Genomic DNA, 25528 nt, shown 5'->3' with positions numbered 1-25528 from the left:
ACATCCTTTTATAAAGGGGAGGGGAACTTTAAGCATATGTAGAGCCCCGTAGATCATCAAGCAAGGGCAGAACACGCTATTGCGGGTAATAAAAAACCGCCACGGTAAAAACGGTGGCGGTTTAGTTTGAAGCGGCTCAGTTACTTCACAGGGTTGAGCTCGATAAGCTTTTCAGTTCTTGCTACGGCGTCTTCCAAACCGAGTTGCTTGTAGGCCTCTAGCTGGATAGTCAGTGACTTACGTGCCGCTTCTGTGTCTGGGAATGCTTTTTGTAGCTCTTGACTGCGATTAATTGCAGCTACCCAGGCTTCACGGCGGAGGTAGAAGTCAGCCGTCGCTAAGTCATAGTTCGCTAGGCGGTTTTTCAGTGCAACCATGCGTTTTTGTGAATCTTCTGCGTATGGACTGTTCGGGTAGCGTTGAAGCAGTTTTTTGAAGTCATCAAACGCTTTTTTTACTGGCTCAGGATCGCGATCGCTTCGATCTACGCTGAACAGATCATGCATAAAGTTACGATCTTGCGCCATATGGCTTAGACCGCGCATGTACAGTACCCAGTCCATTTTTTCATGGGTTGGGTTTAAACGCATAAAGCGAGAAATGGTTGCCAAGCCCAAAGCAAGGTCGTCGTTTTTGTAGTACGCATAGATTAGGTCAAGCTGCACCTGTTCTGAGTAGGCACCGAATGGGTAACGTGAGTCTAATGCTTCCAGTTTCTCAATTGCAGAAAGCCAATTACCACTTTGAAGAGAAATCTGTGCGTCTGCATACAGTTCCGAAGGCGGCACATCAGGAACGATTTCTTCTTTGCTTGCACATCCAAACAGAAGGGATACCGCTAAAAGGCCTGTTAAAGTCTGACGTTTCATATCAGGAGTCTGTTCCTTGAATCTAAATATTTCTTAAGCTGCCGTTACTTTCTTTCCAGTAACAGATACAATGACGTAATAGTCTATTTTTTCACAGTCGTGAGCATTAGTCTCACAGTTTTTAAAAAAGTTCGATATGGCTCAGCAGATTGTATTAACAAATACCGTAAAAGATAGCCAGTTAGGTCAACGTTTAGACCAAGCTATCGCCGAATTATTCGCGGACTTCTCTCGCTCGCGCCTGAAAGAGTGGCTGCTTGATGGGAAAGTTCAAGTTAATGGTGAAGTTGTCACCAAACCTCGCACCAAAGTAATGGGTGGCGAGGAAATTACATTGCAAGCCGAGTTAGAAGATGAAGAACGCTGGGAAGCGCAAGATATCCCGCTAGATATCGTTTTTGAAGATGACGATATTATCGTTATCAATAAGCCTCGTGACTTTGTGGTTCACCCAGGTGCCGGTACGCCAGATGGTACGGTGCTTAATGCGTTGTTGCATCATTACCCTGATATCGCAGAAGTGCCTCGTGCTGGCATTGTGCACCGCCTGGATAAAGACACAACGGGTCTGATGGTGGTGGCGAAAACCGTTCCTGCACAAACTCGTCTGGTTCGCGCACTGCAAAAACGTAATATTACTCGAGAGTACGAAGCGATCGCTATTGGTCGTATGACAGCGGGCGGTAAAGTGGACCAACCTATTGGTCGTCATTCTACCAAGCGCACGCTTATGGCGGTAGCACCAATGGGTAAACCAGCGGTAACACATTACCGTGTCGCTGAACGTTTCCGCGAACACACACGTATCCGTCTGCGTCTTGAAACGGGTCGTACGCACCAGATCCGTGTGCACATGTCTTACCTTCAGCATCCGCTGCTCGGTGATATTGCATATGGTGGACGTGCTCGCATCCCGACAGGTGCTTCTGAAGAGCTAACGGCAATGATCCGTGGCTTCGATCGCCAAGCATTGCACGCCGTAATGCTACGCTTTGAACATCCAATTACGGGAGAAGTACTTGAGTTCCATGCCCCTGTGCCTGATGACATGGTGGCGATGACTGAAGCGCTTCGTCAAGATACGGAAGAGCACGGTTTACCGGAAGAGTTCTAAGATGAAGACAATCATTCCGAATTGGCGTGCGCCTAAAAATGTCAAAGCTTTTGCCTCAACACGCATAGGCGGTTTTTCGACAGGCCCTTATCAAGGGCTAAATTTAGGTACTCACGTTGGGGATGATTTGTCTTTAGTAGAGAAGAACCGAGCTTGGTTGGCGCAGCAGGCGAACATGCCAAATGCGCCAATCTGGTTAAACCAAACGCATTCGACCGTTGTGGCTCAAGCAAATGAACCAACAACACAAGTGCTTGATGCGGACGGTGTATTTACTTCTTCAAGCCATGTTGTTTGTTCAGCGATGACCGCCGATTGTCTACCTGTATTATTGACTAATACACAAGGCACGCAGGTCGCTGCCGTTCATGCAGGTTGGCGCGGCTTAGCAAATGGTATTGTCGAAAATGCATTAGCGTTATTTTCAGGTGAAGTGATAGCGTGGCTTGGCCCTGCCATTGGCCCTCAAGCCTTTGAAGTGGGTGAAGATGTTCTGCAAGCTTTTGTTGATTTTGACTCACAGGCGCATCAAGCATTCACTCCACGCGATATCGACGGCAAATGGTTTGCTGACATGTCGGTGCTGGCAACGCAACGTCTAAATCGAGCTGGAGTGACACAAGTGTTTGACTCTGGACTTTGTACTTACCAAGATAAAGCCTCTTTTTATTCGTATCGCCGTGATGGTAAAACTGGTCGACAAGCCACCTTTATTTGGATTGAAGATTAGTTATAAGCACTAAAGTGCCAAGATGCATAGTGCTATTTTTGCAAAGCTATCTTTATTCATTCACTCCCTTGAAATTCCTCCTCTGAGTATCCATCTTTCTAACTGTCAAAAGAATTTCCTTTAGTTGAGGTTAGGAAGGTAGATATGCGTCTTGATCGATTCACAAGTAAGTTTCAAATCGCTATCTCTGATGCTCAATCACTAGCGTTAGGGCGCGATCATCAATATATCGAGCCAGTTCACCTCATGGTGGCTTTGCTTGACCAAAATGGCAGTCCAATTCGTCCATTGCTTACTATGCTGGATGTGGACGTAACGCATTTACGCTCTAAATTGAGTGAAATGCTAGATCGATTACCAAAAGTCAGTGGCATCGGTGGAGATGTACAGCTCTCTAGTTCGATGGGCACGTTGTTTAACCTGTGTGACAAAGTGGCGCAAAAGCGTCAAGACTCCTATATCTCGTCTGAAATCTTCCTGCTTGCTGCTTTAGAAGATCGCGGACCATTGGGGCAATTACTCAAAGAGATAGGTTTAACAGAGCAAAAAGTTAGCCAAGCAATCGAAAAGATCAGAGGTGGTCAAAAGGTTAATGATCCGAATGCAGAAGAGCTTCGCCAAGCATTGGAAAAGTTCACCATTGACCTTACCGAGCGAGCAGAACAGGGCAAACTGGATCCGGTTATCGGCCGTGATGATGAAATTCGCCGTACCATCCAAGTATTGCAGCGCCGTACTAAAAACAACCCTGTGATCATCGGTGAACCTGGCGTAGGTAAGACCGCAATTGTTGAAGGCTTAGCTCAGCGCATTGTCAACAATGAAGTGCCAGAAGGTTTGCGTGGTCGCCGTGTGCTGTCATTAGATATGGGCGCACTGGTTGCTGGTGCTAAGTACCGTGGTGAATTTGAAGAGCGCTTGAAGTCGGTATTGAATGAACTCGCTAAAGAAGAAGGTAATGTCATTCTGTTTATCGACGAGCTCCATACTATGGTTGGTGCGGGTAAAGGTGAAGGCTCAATGGATGCGGGGAACATGCTCAAACCTGCATTAGCCCGTGGTGAACTGCACTGTGTTGGCGCAACAACACTGGATGAATATCGTCAGTACATCGAAAAAGATGCGGCGTTAGAACGTCGTTTCCAAAAAGTGCTGGTGGATGAGCCGACCGTTGAGGATACCGTGGCGATTTTACGTGGCTTGAAGGAGCGTTATGAGCTTCATCATCACGTTGAAATTACTGACCCAGCGATTGTTGCAGCGGCGAGTTTGTCACATCGTTATGTTTCTGACCGTCAACTGCCAGATAAAGCGATCGACTTAATCGACGAAGCGGCTTCAAGCATTCGTTTACAAATTGACTCTAAGCCAGAGTCATTAGATAAGCTTGAACGTAAAATTATCCAACTTAAGATTGAGCAACAGGCGCTTAGTAACGAGCACGACGAAGCGAGTGAAAAGCGTTTGAAAGCGCTTAATGAAGAACTCAATGAAAAAGAACGTGAGTACGCTGAACTAGAAGAGGTTTGGAATACAGAAAAAGCCGCACTTTCTGGCACTCAACATATTAAGTCTGAGCTTGAACAAGCTCGTATGGACATGGAGTTTGCTCGCCGAGCTGGTGATTTAAACCGCATGTCGGAACTTCAATATGGTCGTATTCCTGAACTTGAGAAGCAGTTAGATCTTGCAACCCAAGCGGAAATGCAGGAAATGACACTATTGCGTAATAAAGTAACCGACAACGAGATTGCAGAAGTACTTTCTAAGCAAACTGGCATCCCAGTATCCAAGATGCTAGAAGCGGAAAAAGAGAAACTACTTCGTATGGAAGACGTACTGCATAATCGTGTGGTAGGGCAAAGCGAAGCAGTCTCTGTTGTATCGAATGCCATTCGTCGTAGTCGAGCTGGGCTTTCTGATCCAAACCGACCAATTGGCTCCTTCTTATTCTTAGGTCCAACTGGTGTAGGTAAAACAGAGCTTTGTAAGACACTTGCGAGCTTTATGTTCGACAGCGAAGATGCGATGGTCCGTATCGACATGTCTGAGTTCATGGAGAAACACTCAGTGGCAAGATTAGTGGGTGCGCCTCCAGGCTATGTCGGATATGAAGAGGGTGGTTACTTAACGGAAGCGGTTCGTCGCAAGCCGTATTCGGTAATTTTGTTAGATGAAGTAGAGAAAGCGCATCCGGATGTATTTAACATTCTGCTGCAAGTTCTCGATGATGGGCGTTTAACGGATGGTCAAGGTCGTACTGTTGACTTCCGTAATACGGTTGTGATCATGACATCGAACTTGGGTTCATCTCGTATCCAAGAGAATTTCGCAACATTAGACTATCAAGGTATCAAGAGTGAAGTAATGGATGTGGTTAGCAAACACTTCCGTCCTGAGTTCTTGAACCGTGTTGACGAAATCGTGGTGTTCCATCCACTTGGTCAAGAACACATCAAGTCCATCGCTTCTATTCAATTAGAACGTTTGGCGAAACGACTAGAAGAAAAAGGATATCAACTAGAGGTTTCTGACAAAGCACTCGATTTGATCGCTCAAGTTGGTTTCGACCCTGTATATGGTGCGCGTCCTTTAAAACGCGCAATTCAACAGAATGTCGAGAACCCATTAGCCAAATCGATTCTTTCTGGTGAAATTGTTCCAGACAAGAAAGTGCAGCTAATCGTTACTAATGACCAAATTCGTGCCCATCAGTAATTGCACGGATACAATAAGAAATGAGATAAAAATCACATTCAAGGGGCCATTTGGCCCCTTTTCTATAATGTTTTAGAACCTTTTGCCTGTTTTCTATACGAATGAACTAAAAAGGTGAGTTTTTTTTAAAAATGCACTTGTGTTCCTTAATGAACGCCCTATAATGCGCCTCCGTTGTCAAGGGAAAGCAAGTTAAGCGAAGCCTAGACAACCAAGGTCAGCGAGTTAAGAATTAACTCGCAGATAAATAACTTAAAAAGTGTTTGACACGATAAGTTATCTAGCTAAAATGGCCGTCCACTTTGAAGAGAACTTCAAAGTGTGCTCTTTAAAAATATAGACCTATCAATCTGTGTGGGCACTCGTTGATGGTAATCCAATTAGAAACTTCGGTTTCAAATTAGGTTTCAATGAAACGAAGTGACCATTGAATCTTCGGATTCAGCACAGTCAATTCAAACATTACTTATGTAATGTTCAGTATTCATTGAGCCGAACAAAATCTTAAATTGAAGAGTTTGATCATGGCTCAGATTGAACGCTGGCGGCAGGCCTAACACATGCAAGTCGAGCGGAAACGAGTTATCTGAACCTTCGGGGAACGATAACGGCGTCGAGCGGCGGACGGGTGAGTAATGCCTAGGAAATTGCCCTGATGTGGGGGATAACCATTGGAAACGATGGCTAATACCGCATGATGCCTACGGGCCAAAGAGGGGGACCTTCGGGCCTCTCGCGTCAGGATATGCCTAGGTGGGATTAGCTAGTTGGTGAGGTAAGGGCTCACCAAGGCAACGATCCCTAGCTGGTCTGAGAGGATGATCAGCCACACTGGAACTGAGACACGGTCCAGACTCCTACGGGAGGCAGCAGTGGGGAATATTGCACAATGGGCGCAAGCCTGATGCAGCCATGCCGCGTGTATGAAGAAGGCCTTCGGGTTGTAAAGTACTTTCAGTCGTGAGGAAGGCGGCGTCGTTAATAGCGGCGTTGTTTGACGTTAGCGACAGAAGAAGCACCGGCTAACTCCGTGCCAGCAGCCGCGGTAATACGGAGGGTGCGAGCGTTAATCGGAATTACTGGGCGTAAAGCGCATGCAGGTGGTTTGTTAAGTCAGATGTGAAAGCCCGGGGCTCAACCTCGGAATAGCATTTGAAACTGGCAGACTAGAGTACTGTAGAGGGGGGTAGAATTTCAGGTGTAGCGGTGAAATGCGTAGAGATCTGAAGGAATACCGGTGGCGAAGGCGGCCCCCTGGACAGATACTGACACTCAGATGCGAAAGCGTGGGGAGCAAACAGGATTAGATACCCTGGTAGTCCACGCCGTAAACGATGTCTACTTGGAGGTTGTGGCCTTGAGCCGTGGCTTTCGGAGCTAACGCGTTAAGTAGACCGCCTGGGGAGTACGGTCGCAAGATTAAAACTCAAATGAATTGACGGGGGCCCGCACAAGCGGTGGAGCATGTGGTTTAATTCGATGCAACGCGAAGAACCTTACCTACTCTTGACATCCAGAGAACTTTCCAGAGATGGATTGGTGCCTTCGGGAACTCTGAGACAGGTGCTGCATGGCTGTCGTCAGCTCGTGTTGTGAAATGTTGGGTTAAGTCCCGCAACGAGCGCAACCCTTATCCTTGTTTGCCAGCGAGTAATGTCGGGAACTCCAGGGAGACTGCCGGTGATAAACCGGAGGAAGGTGGGGACGACGTCAAGTCATCATGGCCCTTACGAGTAGGGCTACACACGTGCTACAATGGCGCATACAGAGGGCAGCCAACTTGCGAAAGTGAGCGAATCCCAAAAAGTGCGTCGTAGTCCGGATTGGAGTCTGCAACTCGACTCCATGAAGTCGGAATCGCTAGTAATCGTGGATCAGAATGCCACGGTGAATACGTTCCCGGGCCTTGTACACACCGCCCGTCACACCATGGGAGTGGGCTGCAAAAGAAGTAGGTAGTTTAACCTTCGGGGGGACGCTTACCACTTTGTGGTTCATGACTGGGGTGAAGTCGTAACAAGGTAGCGCTAGGGGAACCTGGCGCTGGATCACCTCCTTATACGATGATTATTGCGATGAGTGTTCACACAGATTGATACGGTTTATGAAGTTTAAGAGACGATACTGGGTCTGTAGCTCAGGTGGTTAGAGCGTTCGCCTGATAAGCGAGAGGTCGGTGGTTCGAGTCCACTCAGACCCACCAATTTCCTTCCCAAGGAATTGGCATACAGTATCGACACACCTTGATGGGGCTATAGCTCAGCTGGGAGAGCGCCTGCCTTGCACGCAGGAGGTCTGCGGTTCGATCCCGCATAGCTCCACCATCTTTAAGTGTTCTTGAAAAAGAATCTTTAAAAATGGTTTTCATCAGAAAATCTAGCTCTTTAACAATTTGGAAAGCTGATAAAACAACAATTTATTGTTGTTTGTAAAGTTCTCAAAGTATTCATTTATGAATACAACTAAAAACACATTCAAGTGTTCTTGGAATTTGAGTCCGGCAAAATCGAAATGTCTCTCGCTCATTCAAATAATGAGAGACAACTTTGGTGATTTGAACATCAACTCGAAACTCCTTCGGGTTGTATGGTTAAGTGACTAAGCGTACACGGTGGATGCCTTGGCAGTCAGAGGCGATGAAGGACGTATTAACTTGCGATAAGCCCAGATTAGGTAGTAAAAACCACTTGAGTCTGGGATTTCCGAATGGGGAAACCCACTTACATAAGTAAGTATCGTTATGTGAATACATAGCATAACGAGGCGAACCGGGGGAACTGAAACATCTAAGTACCCCGAGGAAAAGAAATCAACCGAGATTCCGAAAGTAGCGGCGAGCGAAATTGGACTAGCCCTTAAGCTTTATACGCGTTAGGTGAACAAGCTGGAAAGCTTGGCGATACAGGGTGATAGCCCCGTAACTGACGACGCATATTCAGTGAAATCGAGTAGGGCGGGACACGTGATATCCTGTCTGAATATGGGGGGACCATCCTCCAAGGCTAAATACTACTGACTGACCGATAGTGAACCAGTACCGTGAGGGAAAGGCGAAAAGAACCCCTGTGAGGGGAGTGAAATAGAACCTGAAACCGTGTACGTACAAGCAGTAGGAGCAGGCTTGTCCTGTGACTGCGTACCTTTTGTATAATGGGTCAGCGACTTATATTCAGTGGCAAGGTTAACCATCTAGGGGAGCCGTAGGGAAACCGAGTCTTAACTGGGCGTTCAGTCTCTGGATATAGACCCGAAACCAGGTGATCTAGCCATGGGCAGGTTGAAGGTTGAGTAACATCAACTGGAGGACCGAACCGACTAATGTTGAAAAATTAGCGGATGACTTGTGGCTAGGGGTGAAAGGCCAATCAAACCTGGAGATAGCTGGTTCTCCCCGAAAGCTATTTAGGTAGCGCCTCGGACGAATACTACTGGGGGTAGAGCACTGTTAAGGCTAGGGGGTCATCCCGACTTACCAACCCTTTGCAAACTCCGAATACCAGTAAGTACTATCCGGGAGACACACGGCGGGTGCTAACGTCCGTCGTGGAGAGGGAAACAACCCAGACCGCCAGCTAAGGTCCCAAATTACTACTAAGTGGGAAACGATGTGGGAAGGCTCAGACAGCCAGGATGTTGGCTTAGAAGCAGCCATCATTTAAAGAAAGCGTAATAGCTCACTGGTCGAGTCGGCCTGCGCGGAAGATGTAACGGGGCTAAGTAGTAAACCGAAGCTGCGGCAATACTCTTTGAGTATTGGGTAGGGGAGCGTTCTGTAAGCGGTTGAAGGTGTGTGGTAACGCATGCTGGACGTATCAGAAGTGCGAATGCTGACATGAGTAACGATAAAGGGGGTGAAAAACCTCCTCGCCGGAAGACCAAGGGTTCCTGTCCAACGTTAATCGGGGCAGGGTAAGTCGACCCCTAAGGCGAGGCCGAAAGGCGTAGTCGATGGGAAACGGGTTAATATTCCCGTACTTCTTACAATTGCGATGGGGGGACGGAGAAGGCTAGGTGGGCCTGGCGACGGTTGTCCAGGTTCAAGTGCGTAGGCTGAAGAGTTAGGTAAATCCGGCTCTTCTTAAGGCTGAGACACGACGTCGAGCATCTACGGATGTGAAGTCATTGATGCCATGCTTCCAGGAAAAGCCTCTAAGCTTCAGATTGTAAGGAATCGTACCCCAAACCGACACAGGTGGTCGGGTAGAGAATACCAAGGCGCTTGAGAGAACTCGGGTGAAGGAACTAGGCAAAATGGTACCGTAACTTCGGGAGAAGGTACGCTCTCGACGGTGAAGTCCCTTGCGGATGGAGCTATTGAGAGTCGCAGATACCAGGTGGCTGCAACTGTTTATTAAAAACACAGCACTGTGCAAAATCGCAAGATGACGTATACGGTGTGACGCCTGCCCGGTGCCGGAAGGTTAATTGATGGGGTTAGACTTCGGTCGAAGCTCTTGATCGAAGCCCCGGTAAACGGCGGCCGTAACTATAACGGTCCTAAGGTAGCGAAATTCCTTGTCGGGTAAGTTCCGACCTGCACGAATGGCGTAATGATGGCCACGCTGTCTCCACCCGAGACTCAGTGAAATTGAAATCGCTGTGAAGATGCAGTGTACCCGCGGCTAGACGGAAAGACCCCGTGAACCTTTACTACAGCTTGGCACTGAACATTGACCCTACATGTGTAGGATAGGTGGGAGGCTTTGAAGCGCAGTCGCTAGATTGCGTGGAGCCGTCCTTGAAATACCACCCTTGTAGTGTTGATGTTCTAACGTTGACCCCTTATCGGGGTTGCGGACAGTGCCTGGTGGGTAGTTTGACTGGGGCGGTCTCCTCCCAAAGCGTAACGGAGGAGCACGAAGGTGGGCTAATCACGGTTGGACATCGTGAGGTTAGTGCAATGGCATAAGCCCGCTTGACTGCGAGAATGACAATTCGAGCAGGTGCGAAAGCAGGTCATAGTGATCCGGTGGTTCTGAATGGAAGGGCCATCGCTCAACGGATAAAAGGTACTCCGGGGATAACAGGCTGATACCGCCCAAGAGTTCATATCGACGGCGGTGTTTGGCACCTCGATGTCGGCTCATCACATCCTGGGGCTGAAGTCGGTCCCAAGGGTATGGCTGTTCGCCATTTAAAGTGGTACGCGAGCTGGGTTTAGAACGTCGTGAGACAGTTCGGTCCCTATCTGCCGTGGGCGTTGGAGAATTGAAAGGGGCTGCTCCTAGTACGAGAGGACCGGAGTGGACGAACCTCTGGTGTTCGGGTTGTGTCGCCAGACGCATTGCCCGGTAGCTAAGTTCGGGATCGATAACCGCTGAAAGCATCTAAGCGGGAAGCGAGCCTTGAGATGAGTTCTCCCTGATACTTTAAGTATCCTAAAGGGTTGTCGTAGACTACGACGTTGATAGGCAGGGTGTGTAAGCGTTGTGAGGCGTTGAGCTAACCTGTACTAATTGCCCGTGAGGCTTAACCATACAACACCCAAGGGGTTTTGATGGACTCAATGAAAGAACGTTGAATGTGTAAGAACGAGAATTAAGAAACAGCTTTCCGAATTAAAGAATTTGCTTGGCGACCATAGCGTTTTGGACCCACCTGATTTCCATGCCGAACTCAGAAGTGAAACGAAATAGCGCCGATGGTAGTGTGGGGCTTCCCCATGTGAGAGTAGGACATCGCCAGGCTTTAAATTATGGACACTTGCTGATTACAAGCGAGTGATACCACTGCGGAGTGGTAGTTCAGTTGGTTAGAATACCGGCCTGTCACGCCGGGGGTCGCGGGTTCGAGTCCCGTCCACTCCGCCACTTATTTGAGAGTCGTCTCATTAAACACGAACTGCAGGGGTGTAGCTCCAATTGGCAGAGCAGCGGATTCCAAATCCGCGTGTTGGGAGTTCGAATCTCTCCACCCCTGCCATATATCAAGGCTCTGACTTAGGTCAGAGCCTTTTTCGTTTCTAGCGAATAGTTGTCGACATCTGATGCACATTGATCTTAAGAACATATTACATCGGTGACTTAAGCCATTCTATTTTCCATTGCAATAGATTGCGTCACTAAGCTTCGGTGTATCGTTTTACCCTTTCTTACTTCTCTTCATACTCCCATTACTCTTCGTTAGTGAGCTAGTTGATTTACTACTTGATCTATATGACGTGTATAGAAAAGGTTAGTGGTTACATTGGCTTGGATGATTACTGACTTGGTTCCTGTTATTATCATGAGTTAATGCTAATAATTAGGAAGTAAGTTTATGCCACATTTTCGATTCCGTGCTGTAGAGCCGCAAGCTGTTCAGGCACTATCAAAGCCTCTGACGGATGAACTTCAGCCTCTGATGGACTGTCCGCGTGAGGATTTTACTTTTGAGTATATCTACACTACGTTTTTCAATGAGGGTGAGGTGAGTGCTGCATATCCTTTTGTCGAAGTGCTTTGGTTTGACCGTGGTCAGGAAGTACAAGATAAAGTTGCTAAGCTTATTACACAGCAAGTTCGTGGTATTGCTGGTGCAGATATTGATGTTGCTGTTATCTTTTCAGCTTTATCTCCTAAAGCTTATTACGATAATGGCGAACACTACTAAAGGCTAAAAGCTATGAAGCTGAGTTTCATTGTATCTTTGGGTTTATGTTTCTCAGCTTCTGTATACTCTACTCCTTGGGAGTCTGTTGCTAACCCTACCCGAAACTCTTCTTCCTCTATTGGTAGTTATGCCAACGGTTGTTTGGATGGCGCATTACCTTTGCCTCTTGATGGCGTTGGTTATCAAGTTTTACGTAGTAAAACGAAACGCTACTATGGGCACCCTAAAACGATAGAGTTTATTGAAAACCTAGCGCTTCAAGCTCATCAAAATCTCAACACAACGCTGCTTATAGGTGATCTGTCTTTACCACGAGGAGGAAGGTTTTCTTCTGGCCATTCTAGTCACCAAACTGGGTTAGATATTGATATCTGGTTAAGACTCGCTGACCAACCGCTTTCTTATAACGAATTACAACTCCCTAAGCCAATGAGTGTGGTGGACTTAAAAGGGTATTCCATACTTAACCATCGTTGGGAAGATAGGCACTTTAGGCTGATTCGATATGCTGCACAGAGTGAGGATGTAGCACGAATTTTTGTACATCCTGTTATTAAGGAGCAGCTTTGCTCGCAAGAAGAAGGCAAAGAACGTTCTTGGTTACGTAAAGTTCGCCCTTGGTGGGGGCATCATTACCACTTCCACGTCAGGTTATCTTGTCCTGAGTCGAGTGGCTACTGTGTTGAACAAGCTCTGCCTCCCGCTGGTGATGGTTGCGGGGTAGAGCTTGCTAGTTGGGGACCGAAAGTTAAGCCTATCGATAAGCCTCCGTCTGCGAAAGTTATTACTAAGCCCAAGCGAAAAAAAGCGATTCCACCGCAATGCCAATCACTTATCTCTACTAACTAGAGTGACTCTACAGGTTTATATTCCCTTACGTATCTCTTTTATGAAACTGGAGAAACATCATACTTTTGTCTACAGTGAATAATACCAATACAAAAACTAACCTAATTAGTTTTGGTGACATAATATAGAAATCTAAATTAAACAAAGAGTTGTAGTATAGATAAGTCGTAACTTCTCTGTTTAGAAAGATCTTTCGTCACGATACTTTGGTTTCTTAGCAATATGTCTGTCAGTTGGCTAGCGAAGCAATAACAAGGCAGACAAGTGTGTGATGCAGGAATGGATACTTCTCCTGCTAGAAGAGTAAATCAAGGATAAAACCATGACTATGATTTGTGCAAAAGAATTTGCAGAGTGGTTAAGACACAGATTTAGCAGTGAAACGAAAGGGGTCTTATTGACTCGGGTTGATGTAAATCACCTGACAGGACGTCAGCGTCTTGATCCCGGATTTGTTAATGATGTGCATTACGAGCTGATGCAATATGGAATGGCTTTCGTTACGGACACGAGCCGAGAAAACTTTTATCTTGTGCCGGTTTCCCAAGCAGAAAATTGGCGAGATAGGTTAGAGTCTCATTTTGAAAAAGAGTTGTTTTGTAATATCTATCCTATTGAAAAGTCGGGTTAAAAAAAGGTTCAACTTTGTCTCCAAAGTTGAACCTACTTGTTCTTATGCCAACCCTTGAATAATCACGAACTTCTCCAGTAACTGCTCTTCTGTTTCTACATGATCCGGGTCTGTGATGATGCATTTTGTAATCGGACACACTGACTGACAGGTCGGCTTTTCGTAATGTCCCTTACACTCTGTACATAGAGCTGGGTCAATCTCGAAAATGCTTTCTCCCATGCTGATTGCCCCATTGGGGCATTCGGGATCGCACATGTCGCAGTTGATGCATTTGTCAGTAATGAGCAAGGCCATGATTACTTACCAGTCGGGTTACGGGTGTCCTGCCCTGAGTTCAAGTTACGCATCAATAGACCGTATTCTAAATCTAGATCTGCTGGTACTGGAATGAAGACGAAGTGACCATTCCCTTTGGCATCCTCAATAGACTCTGACTTACGGTTTTCCATCGCTTCTAGCGTGAAAACAACATTACCTTTTGGCGTCATTAGCTCAAGACTATCACCGACAAGGAATTTGTTTTTCACTTCTACTTCAGCCATATCACCACGACGTTTACCAGTGAACTCACCGACAAACTGTTGAGCATCAGAGACTGAGTAGCCGTAATCGTAATTTTGGTAGGTATCGTGAGTATGACGACGTAGGAAGCCTTCGGTATAGCCACGGTGAGCTAGGCTCTCTAGTGTACCCATTAGGCTTTCATCAAATGGTCGGCCTGCTACAGCGTCATCAATTGCTTTGCGGTAAACCTGTGCAGTACGAGCACAGTAATAGAATGATTTAGTACGACCTTCGATTTTCAGCGAGTGCACACCCATCTTAGTTAAGCGCTCAACATGCTGTACCGCACGTAGGTCTTTAGAGTTCATGATGTAAGTACCATGTTCATCTTCGTACGCTGCCATTTTTTCTTCTGGACGGTGCGCTTCAGAAAGTAGAACGACTTCATCCGTTGGTTTACCACGACCAATTGTGGTTTCAGGGCGTTCGTCTTGTACTTCGACAGGCTGTGCTTCAGATGGGTCAAACTTCTCTACAATATCACCAGCGTCGTTTTCTTTGCCTTCTTCCACTTTGTATTCCCAACGGCACGCGTTGGTGCAAGTGCCTTGGTTAGGATCCCGTTTGTTGATGTAACCAGAAAGTAGGCAACGACCAGAATAAGCCATGCATAATGCACCGTGAACGAATACTTCAAGTTCAGTTTCAGGACAATGCTCACGAATTTCTTCGATTTCTTCTAGAGATAGCTCGCGAGAAACGATCACTCGTTCCACGCCATTCGCTGCCCAGAACTTAACAGTCGCCCAGTTTACAGCGTTTGCTTGTACAGAAAGGTGAATTGGCATTTCTGGGAAAGCTTCACGAACCATCATGATTAGGCCTGGATCTGACATGATCAATGCGTCAGGACCCATTTCTACGATTGGTTTAAGATCACGGATGAAGGTTTTTAGCTTCGAGTTGTGTGGTTGAATGTTACATACCACATAAAGCTTTTTGCCTAGAGCATGTGCTTCATCGATACCGATTTTTAGGTTTTCGTGGTTAAACTCATTGTTACGTACGCGGAGGCTGTAGCGAGGTTGGCCAGCGTAAACTGCATCTGCGCCGTAGGCGAATGCGTAACGCATGTTTTTCAGGCTTCCCGCAGGAGACAGTAGCTCAGGTACGAATGCTTTCTCAGTTGTCATTGCTCAATTCTCTTTTATCTGATCACAAGTCAGGCCAATTCCACCTAATGGAAATGGGGCGCAAATTTTACGTCAAAATGTGAACTGTGACTAGGGTAATTGTGCTTCAGATAGAAAAACGCCCTCAAAAAAAGTGAGGGCGTTATGGTTAACCTTTATACAATATTAAGCGTTGGGATTTGGTAAGCCGCCTAGCGCATCGTATAGGTTGGGTAGGAAAGCACTGAACTCCCCACACATCAGAGAGAAGTCTGCATCAAATCGAGCTGCTTGATCTTCACGTGGAATATCGTCATTTTGATCTTTCAATTCATCAGAGAATTTTAGACGCTTAATACCCGCATCTTCTGTCATGATGAATTCAATACGATCTTGCCAATTAAGTGCAAGCTTCGTTACGACTTTATCTGCTGCGATGTGGTTGCGGATTTCATCTGTGGTCAGCTCTTGCTTCTTACAACGAATCACGCCACCTTCTTCAAGCACGGATTTTAGCTCAGCTTCGTCCATCATGGTGATACCTTGAGGTGTGTCGCCCGTTTTCACCCACTCGGTTAGCGTTGTTTCAATCGCTACTTCTGGAATGGCAGGAACAACAGGTAAACTACCCATGGTTTTACGAAGTAGTGCTAATACGTCTTCCGCTTTTTTGTAGCTGCTTGCGTCAACAAGGATGAACCCTTCTTTTGGCATGATGAGCACGTGAGTGTGGCTGCTGCGGCTAAATGCGCGAGGCAGTAAATCCATTACGATGTCATCTTTCAGGTTGTCTTTCTCTTTCTTCTTCAGAGGACGACCTTCTTGCGCTTCCATTGCTTCTACTTTTGCATTCAATGACTCTTTGATCACTGAGGCAGGTAGCATTTTCTCTTCTTTCTTGGCGCAAATCAGAATGCGGTTTTCTGACACGTGAGTCATCATGTCGCCATGTCCACCCATTGCACTGACCCAGCCAAATTTCTGTTTATCTTGACTGCCACATGGGGTGAATCGGAATTCAGACAGTTGAGTTTCTAGTTGTTCGGCGTTGAAAGTAACCTCGCGGTTAACGTGGTATACCAGACAGTTTTTAAACCACATAAATCTTCTCTAGGCTTGATGACAAGGGACTAATCATAGGGAATTTTTGTGCTGATGTCTTAATAGAAATGAAAAATATCCGAATGAACCTCAAAAGAAAGTTATATGAAAATTTGTTTTCAAAGGTCACAAAAGTGTCATAATTGGTAGTGATAATGCTTATGCATAGAGAGGCGCTTTGTCTCTTAAATTCATTAGCTCAACGAACATAAGGTTACTCAATTATGTCTAGAAGGATTCTGGTTGTTGAAGACGAAGCTCCTATTCGCGAAATGCTGTGCTTCGTACTTGAGCAGAAAGGTTACCAAGCGGTAGAAGCGGAAGATTACGATACTGCAGTAACCAAACTGGCTGAACCCTTCCCTGATTTAGTTTTACTGGATTGGATGTTACCAGGAGGCAGCGGCATTAACTTCATCAAGCATATGAAGCGAGAGGAATTAACGCGCAACATTCCAGTTGTGATGCTTACCGCTCGTGGTGAAGAAGAAGATAAAGTGCGCGGTTTAGAAGTCGGTGCGGATGACTACATTACTAAGCCATTTTCTCCTAAAGAGTTGGTTGCCCGTTTAAAAGCGGTGATTCGTCGTGTAACCCCGACCGCACTGGAAGACGTAATTGATGTGCAGGGATTGAAGCTTGATCCTGTATCACACCGTGTCACGGCTAATGATGCACCATTAGATATGGGCCCAACAGAGTTTAAAATGCTACATTTTTTCATGACGCATCAAGAGCGTGTGTATAGCCGTGAGCAGCTATTAAATAATGTTTGGGGTACTAACGTGTATGTTGAAGATCGTACGGTCGATGTTCATATTCGCCGCCTGCGTAAAGCATTGGAAGCCGCAGGTCATGATAAGCTGATCCAAACTGTTCGTGGTGCTGGATACCGCTTCTCGACAAAAGCATAAATTAACACGCAGCTTACCGGTACCATTTCTGGAGTTATGAGTGGTTGAAAGATTAACGTGGAAAAAGCTGGCCTGGGAGCTGGCTTTTTTTTACACCCCATGGGTGATAGTAGGTTGGATATTCGGTTATATGCCGTGGTTGCTTTTGGCAGCTACGGCATTGCAGCTTGTGTGGCATTTGCATAACCAAGTACGTTTATCTTCTTGGTTATGGGATGAAAAGCGCCTCACGCCACCGTCTGGTAGCGGTAACTGGGAATCTTTGTTCAATGGCTTGTATCGCTTACAGCAGCGCCAACGTCGTAAACGCAAAGAGCTTACTAATCTCATTCGCCGATTCAGAAATGGTGCGGAATCGTTACCCGATGCCGTCGTGGTGTTCCGTGCTGAAGGCAATATCGTTTGGTGTAACAAACTGGCTCAACACTTATTGGGTTTCCATTGGCCGGAAGACTCTGGTCAACCTATCTCCAACCTCATTCGTACGCCTGATTTTATCAAGTACCTCAACAAGAAAGACTTCTCTGAGCCATTGGAAATGCGCTCACCACTCAATGTCGAACGCATGCTAGAACTACGTATCGTACCGTATACCGAAGGTGAACATTTGATGGTGGTGCGTGATGTTAGCCAGTTAAAACAACTTGAGGGAATGCGCCGCAACTTCTTTGCTAACGTTTCTCATGAACTTCGTACACCAATGACGGTGCTGCAAGGTTATTTGGAGATGACAGAAGATCCTGACATGGTTGTGGGCCCAATGTGGAGCAAAGCGCATGGTGTTATGACGGAGCAGCTCAACCGCATGAACAGTTTGGTGAACCAACTACTGACGCTATCTAAAATTGAAGCGGCACCTATGCATGAGCTTGAAGATGTCGTGAATGTACCTGCGATGCTAGAAGTACTAGAAAAAGAGGCGGTCAGCCTTAGTGGGGACAACCAACATAAATTGAAATTTGATGTTGATGCTAGCCTACGCGTACTGGGCGATGATGACCAGTTACGTAGTGCTATCTCTAACCTCGTTTATAATGCTGTCAAATACACACCGCCTGGCGCGAACATTAATGTTCGTTGGTTCCAGACATCTCAAGGCGCATGCTTAGAGGTGGAGGATAGTGGTGATGGTATAGAGCCTCAGCACCTCCATCGACTTACTGAGCGTTTTTATCGCGTCGATAAAGCAAGATCACGCGATACCGGAGGGAGTGGGTTAGGGTTGGCTATTGTGAAACATGCGCTGAGCCACCATGATGCTCATTTGGAAATTCACAGTGAAGTGGGCGTGGGCAGTAAGTTTTCTTTTGTATTGCCTGAACGTTTGGTGGTGAAATAATGGCATTAAGAGTCGCAAAAGTGTTCAGTCTACTGGCTCTCGCTTGTTCCGGTATGGCTGTCGCTCAAGATAAACCATTGCCGAATTATCATAAAACGACTGGGATTGTCGGGAATTTGCTCTCTGTCGGCTCCGATACACTTGCGGGCATGACAACACTTTGGGTTGAAGAGTTTAAATCCATTTACCCGAATATTAATGCGCAAGTCCAAGCGTCTGGATCTTCTACTGCCCCCCCAGCATTGACCGAACAAACAGCTCAGTTTGGTCCCATGAGCCGCCCTATGCGTTTAAGAGAGGTTGAAGCGTTTGAACGTGAACATGGCTACAAGCCAACGGCGCTCAGGGTGGCCATCGATGCAATCGGTATTTTTGTTCATCAAGACAATCCAATTCAAGGACTTAACTTTAGTCAATTAGATGCTTTGTTTTCTGCCACGCTACGCTGTGGTGAAAGTCAATTCGTCACAAACTGGCAGCAACTCGGTCTTGAATCACAGTGGGCAAAGCGAAACGTGCAGTTGTTTGGTCGTAACTCCGTTTCTGGAACTTATGGTTACTTCAAAAGCAATGCCTTGTGTGGAGGAGATTTCAAGACCCGAGTTAACGAGCAGCCAGGCTCCGCGTCAGTTGTGCAAGCTGTAGCGTCAACCATCAGTGGAATCGGTTATTCCGGTGTCGGTTATCGAGTGGCAGGCGTACGCTTAGTTCCGGTGGCAAAAACGGGGAATGACTACGTGACGCCAACGCGAGAACATATTGTTAGTGGTAAGTACCCACTATCACGTTACTTATATGTTTACGTGAATAAGCACCCGGATTACCCATTAACACCAATTGAAGCCGAGTTTATTCGCTTTATTTTCTCCGCTCAGGGGCAAGCGTTGGTTGAGAAAGATGGTTATGTGCCCATTACGGCAGATTTTGCAGAAGAAGAGTTACAAAAAGTCGGCCTGTAAGCCGACTTTTTGTTTAGGTATGAACAGCACGAGATCAGAAAGTGAGTGTCCACTTCACGCTGTCCCAACGTTCTTGTTCTTCCTGTAAATCAGCATGAAGCAATTTGTTGTTTTCTAGCCATGCTTTATCTGTGCACGTAAGAATCCATTCATCATCTTTGATGGATAAAGTGATGTCAGGCAATGGATCTTCGTTACGCTGTCCATTTAATACGATAGAAAGTCGTAATATTTTGATGAGGCTTATCACGTCACTTTGTTTGTAGAGGTTGAAATCTGGCAGTTCTTGCAGTTTGAGCGCTTTACGCTGGAAGCGGGCTAATGTTGCGAGCACTAATTGCTGTTCACGGTTGAAGCCTTGTAGAGTGGAATGCAACAGAATATAGAAAGAGTGGCGATGGAAGCTACGTAAGTTGATACTTAATCCGACTTCATGAAGCAATGCTGCCCATTCTAGTAAGTCAAATAACTCACTCTTTTTCTTAATGCCTAGTTCAGAGCGCACCTGACATAACATCTCACGTGCATGGCCTTTAACACGAGCAGCATGCTCTAAGTCAACCCGGTGTTTGTTGGCTAAATTTTCAGTTGTGCGCATACGTATATCGGAGCGCGCAAAACGCTCTTCCATTTCGTACAACAGGCCTTCGCGCAGAGCACCATCGGAGAAAAACATCTGCTCAATGCGAAGTGCTTTGAAAATTGCGGACAAAATCGCCACGCCTGCCGCGAATACGGGCTTACGTTCTTCTGTTAAACCTGTCAGTTCAATCTCTTCAATTGAATCAAAATTACACAGAGTTTCAATAAGCGTGTCCAGTCTCTTCGCGGTGATCAGGCCATCTTCAAAACCTAATCCTACTAGCACTTCTTGAATCGCTTTGATGGTTCCTGATGAGCCGAGAGCGATATCCCAGCCTTTTTTACGGTATGCTGAAGCGATGGACTCGAGTTTTTGCTCGGCGGCTAACATCGCTTTATTAAAGTTTTTCCCAGACAGTTTGCCGTTTTTAAAATATTGCTCTGTAAAGCTGACGCATCCCATCTGTTTACTGTTGAGAAGCTCAGGTTCAAACTCTTGTCCAATGATCATTTCGGTACTGCCGCCGCCAATATCAACGACCAACTTGGAGTTTGACTCTACTTGAGTGTGAGCGACACCTAAGTAAATCAAGCGGGCTTCTTCTTCCCCTGGGATGATTTCTATTGGGAAGGGCATCACTTCTTTCGCACGCTCAATGAATAGATGAGCATTTTTAGCGCGTCTTAGTGTGTGTGTCGCGGCGATACGCACATTCGACTCATCAAGCCCTTGCAGTCTCTCAGCGAACATGGCTAAGCACTCTAACGCACGTTCCATCGCGGAATGACTTAAGTTCAATTCACTGTCGAGTCCTGATGCTAAGCGAACACGCTGTTTATGACGGCTAACCAGTTGTAAGTCACTGCCTACAACCTTGGCCACCACCATGTGGAAACTGTTTGAGCCGAGGTCTATCGCGGCAATGTAGCGAGTATCTTGTTCAAGTATTTGAGGCATCTGAATTTTGTTTTCTAGTTTGCTTTTCTATATTTTTAAGATAGTCATAGATAGCGATTTGAGAACGAACTTTTTTGCGATTACCTCGTGGTACATAAGCGTTGCTCATTTCCTTATCTATAAAACGAGCCTTTACTGTATCGGTAAAATGGATATTCGTTATATCAATAATTCTCTGTTTCAAACGTGGATCACGGACTGGCGCCGCCACCTCAATGCGGTGATCGATATTTCTTGTCATCCAGTCAGCAGAAGAGATATAGACTTGCGGATCGCCATCGTTATGGGTAATCACCACTCGTGGGTGTTCCAAAAAGCGGTCAACAATACTGATGATGCGAATATTGTCGCTGATCCCCTCAATGCCCGGTACTAATGAGCACATGCCGCGAATGATCATATTTATTTTCACTCCCGCCGTACTTGCTCCATATAGCTTATTGACGATGCCCTTATCGACTAGGTTATTGACCTTGATCGTAAGAGCGGCTTTCTTTCCTAGCTTGGCATTCGCAATTTCATTATCAATTAAGCGGTAGATTTGGGTTCGAGAATTACGTGGAGATACCATGAGGTGGTTGAACTTCACTGGGCGGTATGGATTCTCAATATAACCGAAGACATTACGAACTTCGTTAGTGATTTCTTGATCTGCGGTAAGGAGAGAGAAGTCGGTATAAATTCGTGCCGTCTTCTCATGGAAGTTGCCTGTGCCGATGTGCGCGTAGCGAATAATTTCTTCACCTTCACGGCGACTGATCATCAGTAGCTTTGAGTGAATCTTAAGGCCAGGCGCTCCGAAGATGACGTGCACACCAGCTTCGGTCAACACTTTTGACCATTCGATATTGGCTTCTTCATCAAAGCGAGCCTGCAGCTCCACGACCACTGTGACATTTTTGCCGTTGTGCACCGCATCAATTAATGAGTTCATCAAGCGAGAATCTTTCGCGACACGGTAAATGTTAATCTTGATACTAAGTACTTTCGGATCGAAGGAGGCTTGGCGCACCAACTCACTAATGTGGTCAAAAGTGTGGTAGGGGTAATAGAGCAGAATATCTTTCGCTTTAATCGCATCAAAGCTGTTAGCGTAACCTTCGAAATCGGCGCATTTCATTGGCGGAAGCGGTTTATTTTCAAGGTACTCTCGCCCAACATTTGGAAAAGCAATGAAGTCTTTAAAATTGTGATAGCGGCCGCCGGGGATAAGGTTATCGTAATTAGAGATATTGAGCTTGTTACAAAGAAACTCTAGCATTTGGGGCGGCATATCACGTTCGTAGACGAAGCGAACGGGCTTTGCTGTCAGTCGCTGATTGACACCTTCCGACATTTGTTCGAGCAAGCTGTATTCGATTTCGTTGCGTAAATCGTATTCGGCGTCACGCGTCATTTTCATCGCATAGCCGCTAAGCTCATCATAATCAAAAAAGCCTTTGAACAGCTCATCCAAACAGTGGCGGATAATATTATCAAGTAAGATGATGGTTTTTCGACGCTTTCCTTTCTGTTCTGGTACCATCACAAAGCGGGGAAGGTGATCGGTCGGAATTTCGATCAAAGCGTACTGGTAATGCTCTTCTTTACGTAGCTCTACAGCGATGTAAGCGTACTCGTCTTTGAGAAATTGCAGAACATCGATCTCATCTTTCATTAGCAGAGGAGTGATATGCGGCATGACCTCTCTACGGAAGTATTTCGCGATCCACTTTTGTTGCGATTCATCCAGTTGTTGTTCGTTGACCAAGAAAATGCGACGTCGCGCCATTTCTCGAATCAATTCGCTGTAAAGCTCATCAAATTGTTCGTTAAGCTTGAGTGCTTTCGACTGCATTTTGGTTAACAGTCGTTTAGGGCTATCGCTGCCACCGCGCTCTTGGCTGATTAGGATTCTGCGCTTCACGTCAGCAAAGCGTACTTTGTAAAATTCATCTAAATTGTTGGAAAAGATCCCAAGAAAGCGAATACGTTCGATCAAAGGGACGGTTTTATCGGCAGCTTCTTGTAATACTCGTTCGTTGAAAGACAACCAACTAAGTTCTTTTTCTATATATAGTTTTTCTGCGCTCATAACCTTACCTAGCCAAAAGTGAAGTAATACGTACTCATCTTGGAAAAATGGATGAGTGAGAACATTATGAGATTTTCATTACAGATTTATTTCATACCACGCATTGCATAAGAGTTGTATTCTTTTCAGGTGTTTAATGTGATCTGTAATATAATTGTCATCTTAACGACATATTCTAGTACTAAGTCAAAAAAGGTAGAGATTTAAATGGCACAAGCCGAGTTTTCATTGCAGGAAAAAGATAAGAAACGACTGATAAAAGATCGTTTAGTTCGACTTGCAGTGACATCCGGTGGTGTCGGCGTACTCGCGGCGCTTATTTTGATCTTTGTCTACCTCGCCATGGTGATCATTCCGCTTTTTTCTGATGCGGAGATCAAAACCAACCAAGCCATTCGAGCCTCCCATATTGAAACACCACTGGCGATTTCGGTGGATGATTACGCTCAGCTCGCGTTCGTTCTAACCCAAAGTGGTGAGATTCAATATTTGTCGATGGACGATCCTACGAAACCTGCGGTGTATAAACAGCAAATCGTCCAGGAACCCGTCGCTTTCTCTCAATCGGCTCCTGGACTAGGTTGGTATGGGTTTGTTGATGGGCAGGGTAAAGCGCACCTTTTCAAGCCTGAATTTAATGCCACGTTGAGAGAAAATACACGTCCTCCGGAAGTGATTGAGCTAGACACCAGCATGGATCTGACGCTGAGTACGCCTCAAGATCCTGTGACTCAGTTTGTGTTTGCAGCTTCAACGCCGTTACCAACAATTGTTTGGCAGACACAAAGCGGTGAAGTGAAGGCTCGTTGGCAAGTGTCTTCGTCTTTGGGGACGCCTCCGACAACGATCGATTTTACGTTCTCTTCAGGCTTTGATGCCCCTCAGCAAATGTTATTGACACCTGATGGTGAAACGCTTTATTTGCGCGATGGCTCTGAGTTGATCGTGTTAAAGAAAACCGCACGTAAATTTGCTGTGCGAGAGGTGGTCGACCTCACTCAAGGTGATAAGAAGCACTCCGTTCGTACAATGGACCTACTGGCTGGTGCTTACTCGCTTTTGGTGACACACAACGATGGTCGGGTGTCGCAATGGTTTGACACGCTGCAAGAAGAGAGACGCACGTTAACGCATATTCGTGATTTTAAATTGGCATCAGAGCTTAAGTATTTGTTGCCGGATTCTCATCGCAAAGGATTTTATAGCTTTTACACCAACGGCACGTTGCAAAGCCATTATACAACCAGTGAAAAACTGGTGTTGTTTAAGCGTGCGTACAATCAAGCGCCCGCAATCGCAGCAATGTCTAACAATGAACGCTACTTAATCACTTGGCAAAATAATGAGTTAAATGTTGCGGAAGTGGACAATGCCTATCCGGAAATTTCATTGTCCTCATTATGGCAAGAAGTGTGGTACGAAGGGTATCCTGAGCCTGAATATGTGTGGCAATCGACTTCGGCGAGCGATAACTTTGAGGCTAAGTTCAGCCTAGTACCTATTGCGTTTGGGACGATAAAAGCGGCGATGTTTGCGATGCTGTTTTCAGTACCGCTCGCAGTGCTAGGTGCTATTTATACGGCTTACTTTATGTCGCCACGCATGCGTCGTGTCGTAAAACCGTCGATTGAGCTAATGGAAGCACTGCCGACGGTGATCATTGGTTTCCTCGCGGGGTTGTGGTTCGCCCCTATTGTCGAAGATCACCTGATTACGATCGTCGTCATGCTGTTTGTTTTACCCTTGAGCACCATGATTATGGGCGGGTTATGGGCGTTAATACCGCAACCTTTGCGAAATCGTCTGCCGAATGGTTGGCATGCTTTAGTGCTCATGCCTGTCATATTGATACTGATTGGGCTTGGAGTGTGGATTTCGCCTACGATTGAGCAGACGTTCTTCAGTGGTGATATGCGCTTGTTCTTAACCGAGCATGGTATTGGTTACGATCAACGTAATGCATTGGTGGTGGGGTTAGCGATGGGTTTTGCTGTTATCCCGACGATTTTTACCATCGCCGAAGATGCCATTTTCTCTGTGCCGAAGCATTTATCGGATGGCTCTTTGGCATTAGGGGCCACGCCTTGGCAAACTTTAATCTATGTTGTCTTGCTTACCGCAAGCCCGGGTATTTTTTCTGCCATTATGATGGGGCTGGGACGCGCTGTTGGTGAAACCATGATTGTGTTAATGGCAACGGGCAATACGCCATTAATGGATTGGAATATTTTGGAAGGATTGCGCAGCCTGTCGGCGACCATCGCCGTTGAGTTGCCAGAGTCGGAAGTTGGAAGTTCGCATTATCGCCTGCTGTTCCTAGCTGCATTGATTTTGTTTGTGTTTACGTTTGCAGTAAACGCGCTTGCGGAGTGGGTTCGTCAAAGACTGAGAGATAAGTACCGTGCGTTGTAATAATGGTT

General features: G+C 46.1%; 16 protein-coding genes, 4 tRNA genes and 3 rRNA genes. 17 read left to right on the top strand and 6 right to left on the bottom strand.

From position 1 onward, the window contains the following. Window positions 1–140: 140 nt before the first annotated feature. A complete protein-coding gene (locus VEA_RS14350) occupies window positions 141–869 on the bottom strand; it encodes an outer membrane protein assembly factor BamD (RefSeq protein WP_006743118.1) in 729 nt (242 codons plus the stop codon). A 136-nt stretch (window positions 870–1005) separates the two neighbouring features. On the opposite strand from VEA_RS14350, the gene rluD reads away from it, so the two are divergent. The 13 genes from rluD to VEA_RS14285 all read left to right on the top strand — a co-directional run bounded on the left by rluD (window position 1006) and on the right by VEA_RS14285 (window position 13502). After that, window positions 1006–1983 (top strand): 23S rRNA pseudouridine(1911/1915/1917) synthase RluD, encoded by a 978-nt coding sequence (rluD, locus tag VEA_RS14345; protein ID WP_005385913.1) that lies wholly within the window; start codon window positions 1006–1008, stop codon window positions 1981–1983. A 1-nt stretch (window position 1984) separates the two neighbouring features. Then, window positions 1985–2713: a peptidoglycan editing factor PgeF gene (gene pgeF, locus VEA_RS14340; protein WP_006743119.1), complete on the top strand. Its 729-nt coding sequence runs from the start codon at window positions 1985–1987 to the stop codon at window positions 2711–2713. 144 nt (window positions 2714–2857) lie between these two features. Then, window positions 2858–5431: an ATP-dependent chaperone ClpB gene (gene clpB, locus VEA_RS14335; RefSeq protein WP_005397478.1), complete on the top strand. Its 2574-nt coding sequence runs from the start codon at window positions 2858–2860 to the stop codon at window positions 5429–5431. Between the two features lie 506 nt (window positions 5432–5937). Then, window positions 5938–7490, top strand: a 16S ribosomal RNA gene (locus tag VEA_RS14330). A gap of 67 nt (window positions 7491–7557) precedes the next feature. Continuing rightward, window positions 7558–7634 (top strand) — tRNA-Ile (locus VEA_RS14325). Window positions 7635–7679: 45 nt separating this feature from the next. Next, window positions 7680–7755: transfer RNA gene (locus tag VEA_RS14320), tRNA-Ala, on the top strand. Window positions 7756–8019: 264 nt separating this feature from the next. Continuing rightward, a 23S ribosomal RNA gene (locus VEA_RS14315) occupies window positions 8020–10908 on the top strand. 93 nt (window positions 10909–11001) lie between these two features. Continuing rightward, window positions 11002–11118: ribosomal RNA gene (gene rrf, locus VEA_RS14310) — 5S ribosomal RNA — on the top strand. The 16S, 23S and 5S rRNA genes sit together here with 4 tRNA genes alongside, the layout of an rRNA operon. 46 nt (window positions 11119–11164) lie before the next feature. Then, window positions 11165–11241, top strand: a tRNA-Asp gene (locus VEA_RS14305). Between the two features lie 35 nt (window positions 11242–11276). Beyond that, window positions 11277–11353, top strand: a tRNA-Trp gene (locus VEA_RS14300). 336 nt (window positions 11354–11689) lie between these two features. Then, the gene (locus VEA_RS14295) at window positions 11690–12022 is read left to right on the top strand and encodes a DUF1904 domain-containing protein (RefSeq protein ID WP_005391613.1); all 333 of its coding nucleotides are present in this window, start codon (window positions 11690–11692) and stop codon (window positions 12020–12022) included. Window positions 12023–12034: 12 nt separating this feature from the next. Next, the gene (gene mepA, locus VEA_RS14290; protein WP_006741905.1) at window positions 12035–12871 is read left to right on the top strand and encodes a penicillin-insensitive murein endopeptidase; all 837 of its coding nucleotides are present in this window, start codon (window positions 12035–12037) and stop codon (window positions 12869–12871) included. A 322-nt stretch (window positions 12872–13193) separates the two neighbouring features. Then, window positions 13194–13502 carry a hypothetical protein gene (locus tag VEA_RS14285; RefSeq protein ID WP_005391608.1) on the top strand — a complete coding sequence of 103 codons (309 nt, stop codon included), beginning with the start codon at window positions 13194–13196 and terminating at the stop codon, window positions 13500–13502. Window positions 13503–13544: 42 nt separating this feature from the next. Here VEA_RS14285 and VEA_RS14280 read toward each other — a convergent pair whose 3' ends face one another. From VEA_RS14280 to rdgC, 3 genes are all read right to left on the bottom strand, one after another. After that, complete coding sequence (locus VEA_RS14280) at window positions 13545–13799, bottom strand: YfhL family 4Fe-4S dicluster ferredoxin (protein ID WP_031780214.1); 255 nt, start codon at window positions 13797–13799, stop codon at window positions 13545–13547. A gap of 2 nt (window positions 13800–13801) precedes the next feature. After that, window positions 13802–15202, bottom strand: coding sequence for a prephenate-dependent tRNA uridine(34) hydroxylase TrhP (gene trhP, locus VEA_RS14275; protein WP_006741904.1), 1401 nt, complete (start codon window positions 15200–15202; stop codon window positions 13802–13804). A gap of 165 nt (window positions 15203–15367) precedes the next feature. Then, window positions 15368–16282 carry a recombination-associated protein RdgC gene (gene rdgC / locus VEA_RS14270; RefSeq protein WP_006741903.1) on the bottom strand — a complete coding sequence of 305 codons (915 nt, stop codon included), beginning with the start codon at window positions 16280–16282 and terminating at the stop codon, window positions 15368–15370. A 224-nt stretch (window positions 16283–16506) separates the two neighbouring features. Here rdgC and phoB point away from each other — a divergent pair, with 224 nt between their 5' ends. From phoB to VEA_RS14255, 3 genes are read left to right on the top strand one after another with little or no spacing between them, the layout of a single operon-like run. Continuing rightward, on the top strand, window positions 16507–17196 hold the full coding sequence (phoB, locus tag VEA_RS14265; protein WP_005381752.1) for a phosphate regulon transcriptional regulator PhoB: 690 nt from the start codon (window positions 16507–16509) through the stop codon (window positions 17194–17196). 40 nt (window positions 17197–17236) lie between these two features. Further along, window positions 17237–18535, top strand: coding sequence for a phosphate regulon sensor histidine kinase PhoR (phoR, locus tag VEA_RS14260; protein WP_006741902.1), 1299 nt, complete (start codon window positions 17237–17239; stop codon window positions 18533–18535). Then, window positions 18535–19494: a PstS family phosphate ABC transporter substrate-binding protein gene (locus tag VEA_RS14255; protein ID WP_006741901.1), complete on the top strand. Its 960-nt coding sequence runs from the start codon at window positions 18535–18537 to the stop codon at window positions 19492–19494. The genes phoR and VEA_RS14255 overlap by 1 nt, the downstream gene beginning before the upstream one ends. Window positions 19495–19528: 34 nt before the next feature. Here VEA_RS14255 and ppx read toward each other — a convergent pair whose 3' ends face one another. Together ppx and ppk1 are read right to left on the bottom strand one after the other, a co-directional pair. Next, complete coding sequence (ppx, locus tag VEA_RS14250; protein WP_006741900.1) at window positions 19529–21034, bottom strand: exopolyphosphatase; 1506 nt, start codon at window positions 21032–21034, stop codon at window positions 19529–19531. Continuing rightward, the gene (gene ppk1, locus VEA_RS14245) at window positions 21018–23108 is read right to left on the bottom strand and encodes a polyphosphate kinase 1 (protein WP_005391598.1); all 2091 of its coding nucleotides are present in this window, start codon (window positions 23106–23108) and stop codon (window positions 21018–21020) included. The genes ppx and ppk1 overlap by 17 nt, the downstream gene beginning before the upstream one ends. 207 nt (window positions 23109–23315) lie before the next feature. Here ppk1 and VEA_RS14240 point away from each other — a divergent pair, with 207 nt between their 5' ends. Further along, window positions 23316–25520, top strand: coding sequence for an ABC transporter permease subunit (locus VEA_RS14240; RefSeq protein WP_006741899.1), 2205 nt, complete (start codon window positions 23316–23318; stop codon window positions 25518–25520). Window positions 25521–25528 lie beyond the last annotated feature (8 nt).

This window comes from Vibrio antiquarius, assembly GCF_000024825.1.
Classification (GTDB): domain Bacteria; phylum Pseudomonadota; class Gammaproteobacteria; order Enterobacterales; family Vibrionaceae; genus Vibrio; species Vibrio diabolicus.
Note: the sequence above shows the minus strand (reverse complement) of the source record. Positions and strands in the feature narration are given on the sequence as shown.

Coding starts and splice junctions, on each gene's coding strand:
- mepA (WP_006741905.1), top strand. CDS start 12,035: ATGAAGCTGAGTTTCATTGTATCTTTGGGTTTATGTTTCTCAGCTTCT.
- VEA_RS14240 (WP_006741899.1), top strand. CDS start 23,316: ATGGCACAAGCCGAGTTTTCATTGCAGGAAAAAGATAAGAAACGACTG.
- rdgC (WP_006741903.1), bottom strand. CDS start 16,282: ATGTGGTTTAAAAACTGTCTGGTATACCACGTTAACCGCGAGGTTACT.
- trhP (WP_006741904.1), bottom strand. CDS start 15,202: ATGACAACTGAGAAAGCATTCGTACCTGAGCTACTGTCTCCTGCGGGA.
- VEA_RS14350 (WP_006743118.1), bottom strand. CDS start 869: ATGAAACGTCAGACTTTAACAGGCCTTTTAGCGGTATCCCTTCTGTTT.
- phoB (WP_005381752.1), top strand. CDS start 16,507: ATGTCTAGAAGGATTCTGGTTGTTGAAGACGAAGCTCCTATTCGCGAA.
- VEA_RS14295 (WP_005391613.1), top strand. CDS start 11,690: ATGCCACATTTTCGATTCCGTGCTGTAGAGCCGCAAGCTGTTCAGGCA.
- rluD (WP_005385913.1), top strand. CDS start 1,006: ATGGCTCAGCAGATTGTATTAACAAATACCGTAAAAGATAGCCAGTTA.
- VEA_RS14255 (WP_006741901.1), top strand. CDS start 18,535: ATGGCATTAAGAGTCGCAAAAGTGTTCAGTCTACTGGCTCTCGCTTGT.
- ppx (WP_006741900.1), bottom strand. CDS start 21,034: ATGCCTCAAATACTTGAACAAGATACTCGCTACATTGCCGCGATAGAC.
- VEA_RS14280 (WP_031780214.1), bottom strand. CDS start 13,799: ATGGCCTTGCTCATTACTGACAAATGCATCAACTGCGACATGTGCGAT.
- ppk1 (WP_005391598.1), bottom strand. CDS start 23,108: ATGAGCGCAGAAAAACTATATATAGAAAAAGAACTTAGTTGGTTGTCT.
- VEA_RS14285 (WP_005391608.1), top strand. CDS start 13,194: ATGACTATGATTTGTGCAAAAGAATTTGCAGAGTGGTTAAGACACAGA.
- clpB (WP_005397478.1), top strand. CDS start 2,858: ATGCGTCTTGATCGATTCACAAGTAAGTTTCAAATCGCTATCTCTGAT.
- pgeF (WP_006743119.1), top strand. CDS start 1,985: ATGAAGACAATCATTCCGAATTGGCGTGCGCCTAAAAATGTCAAAGCT.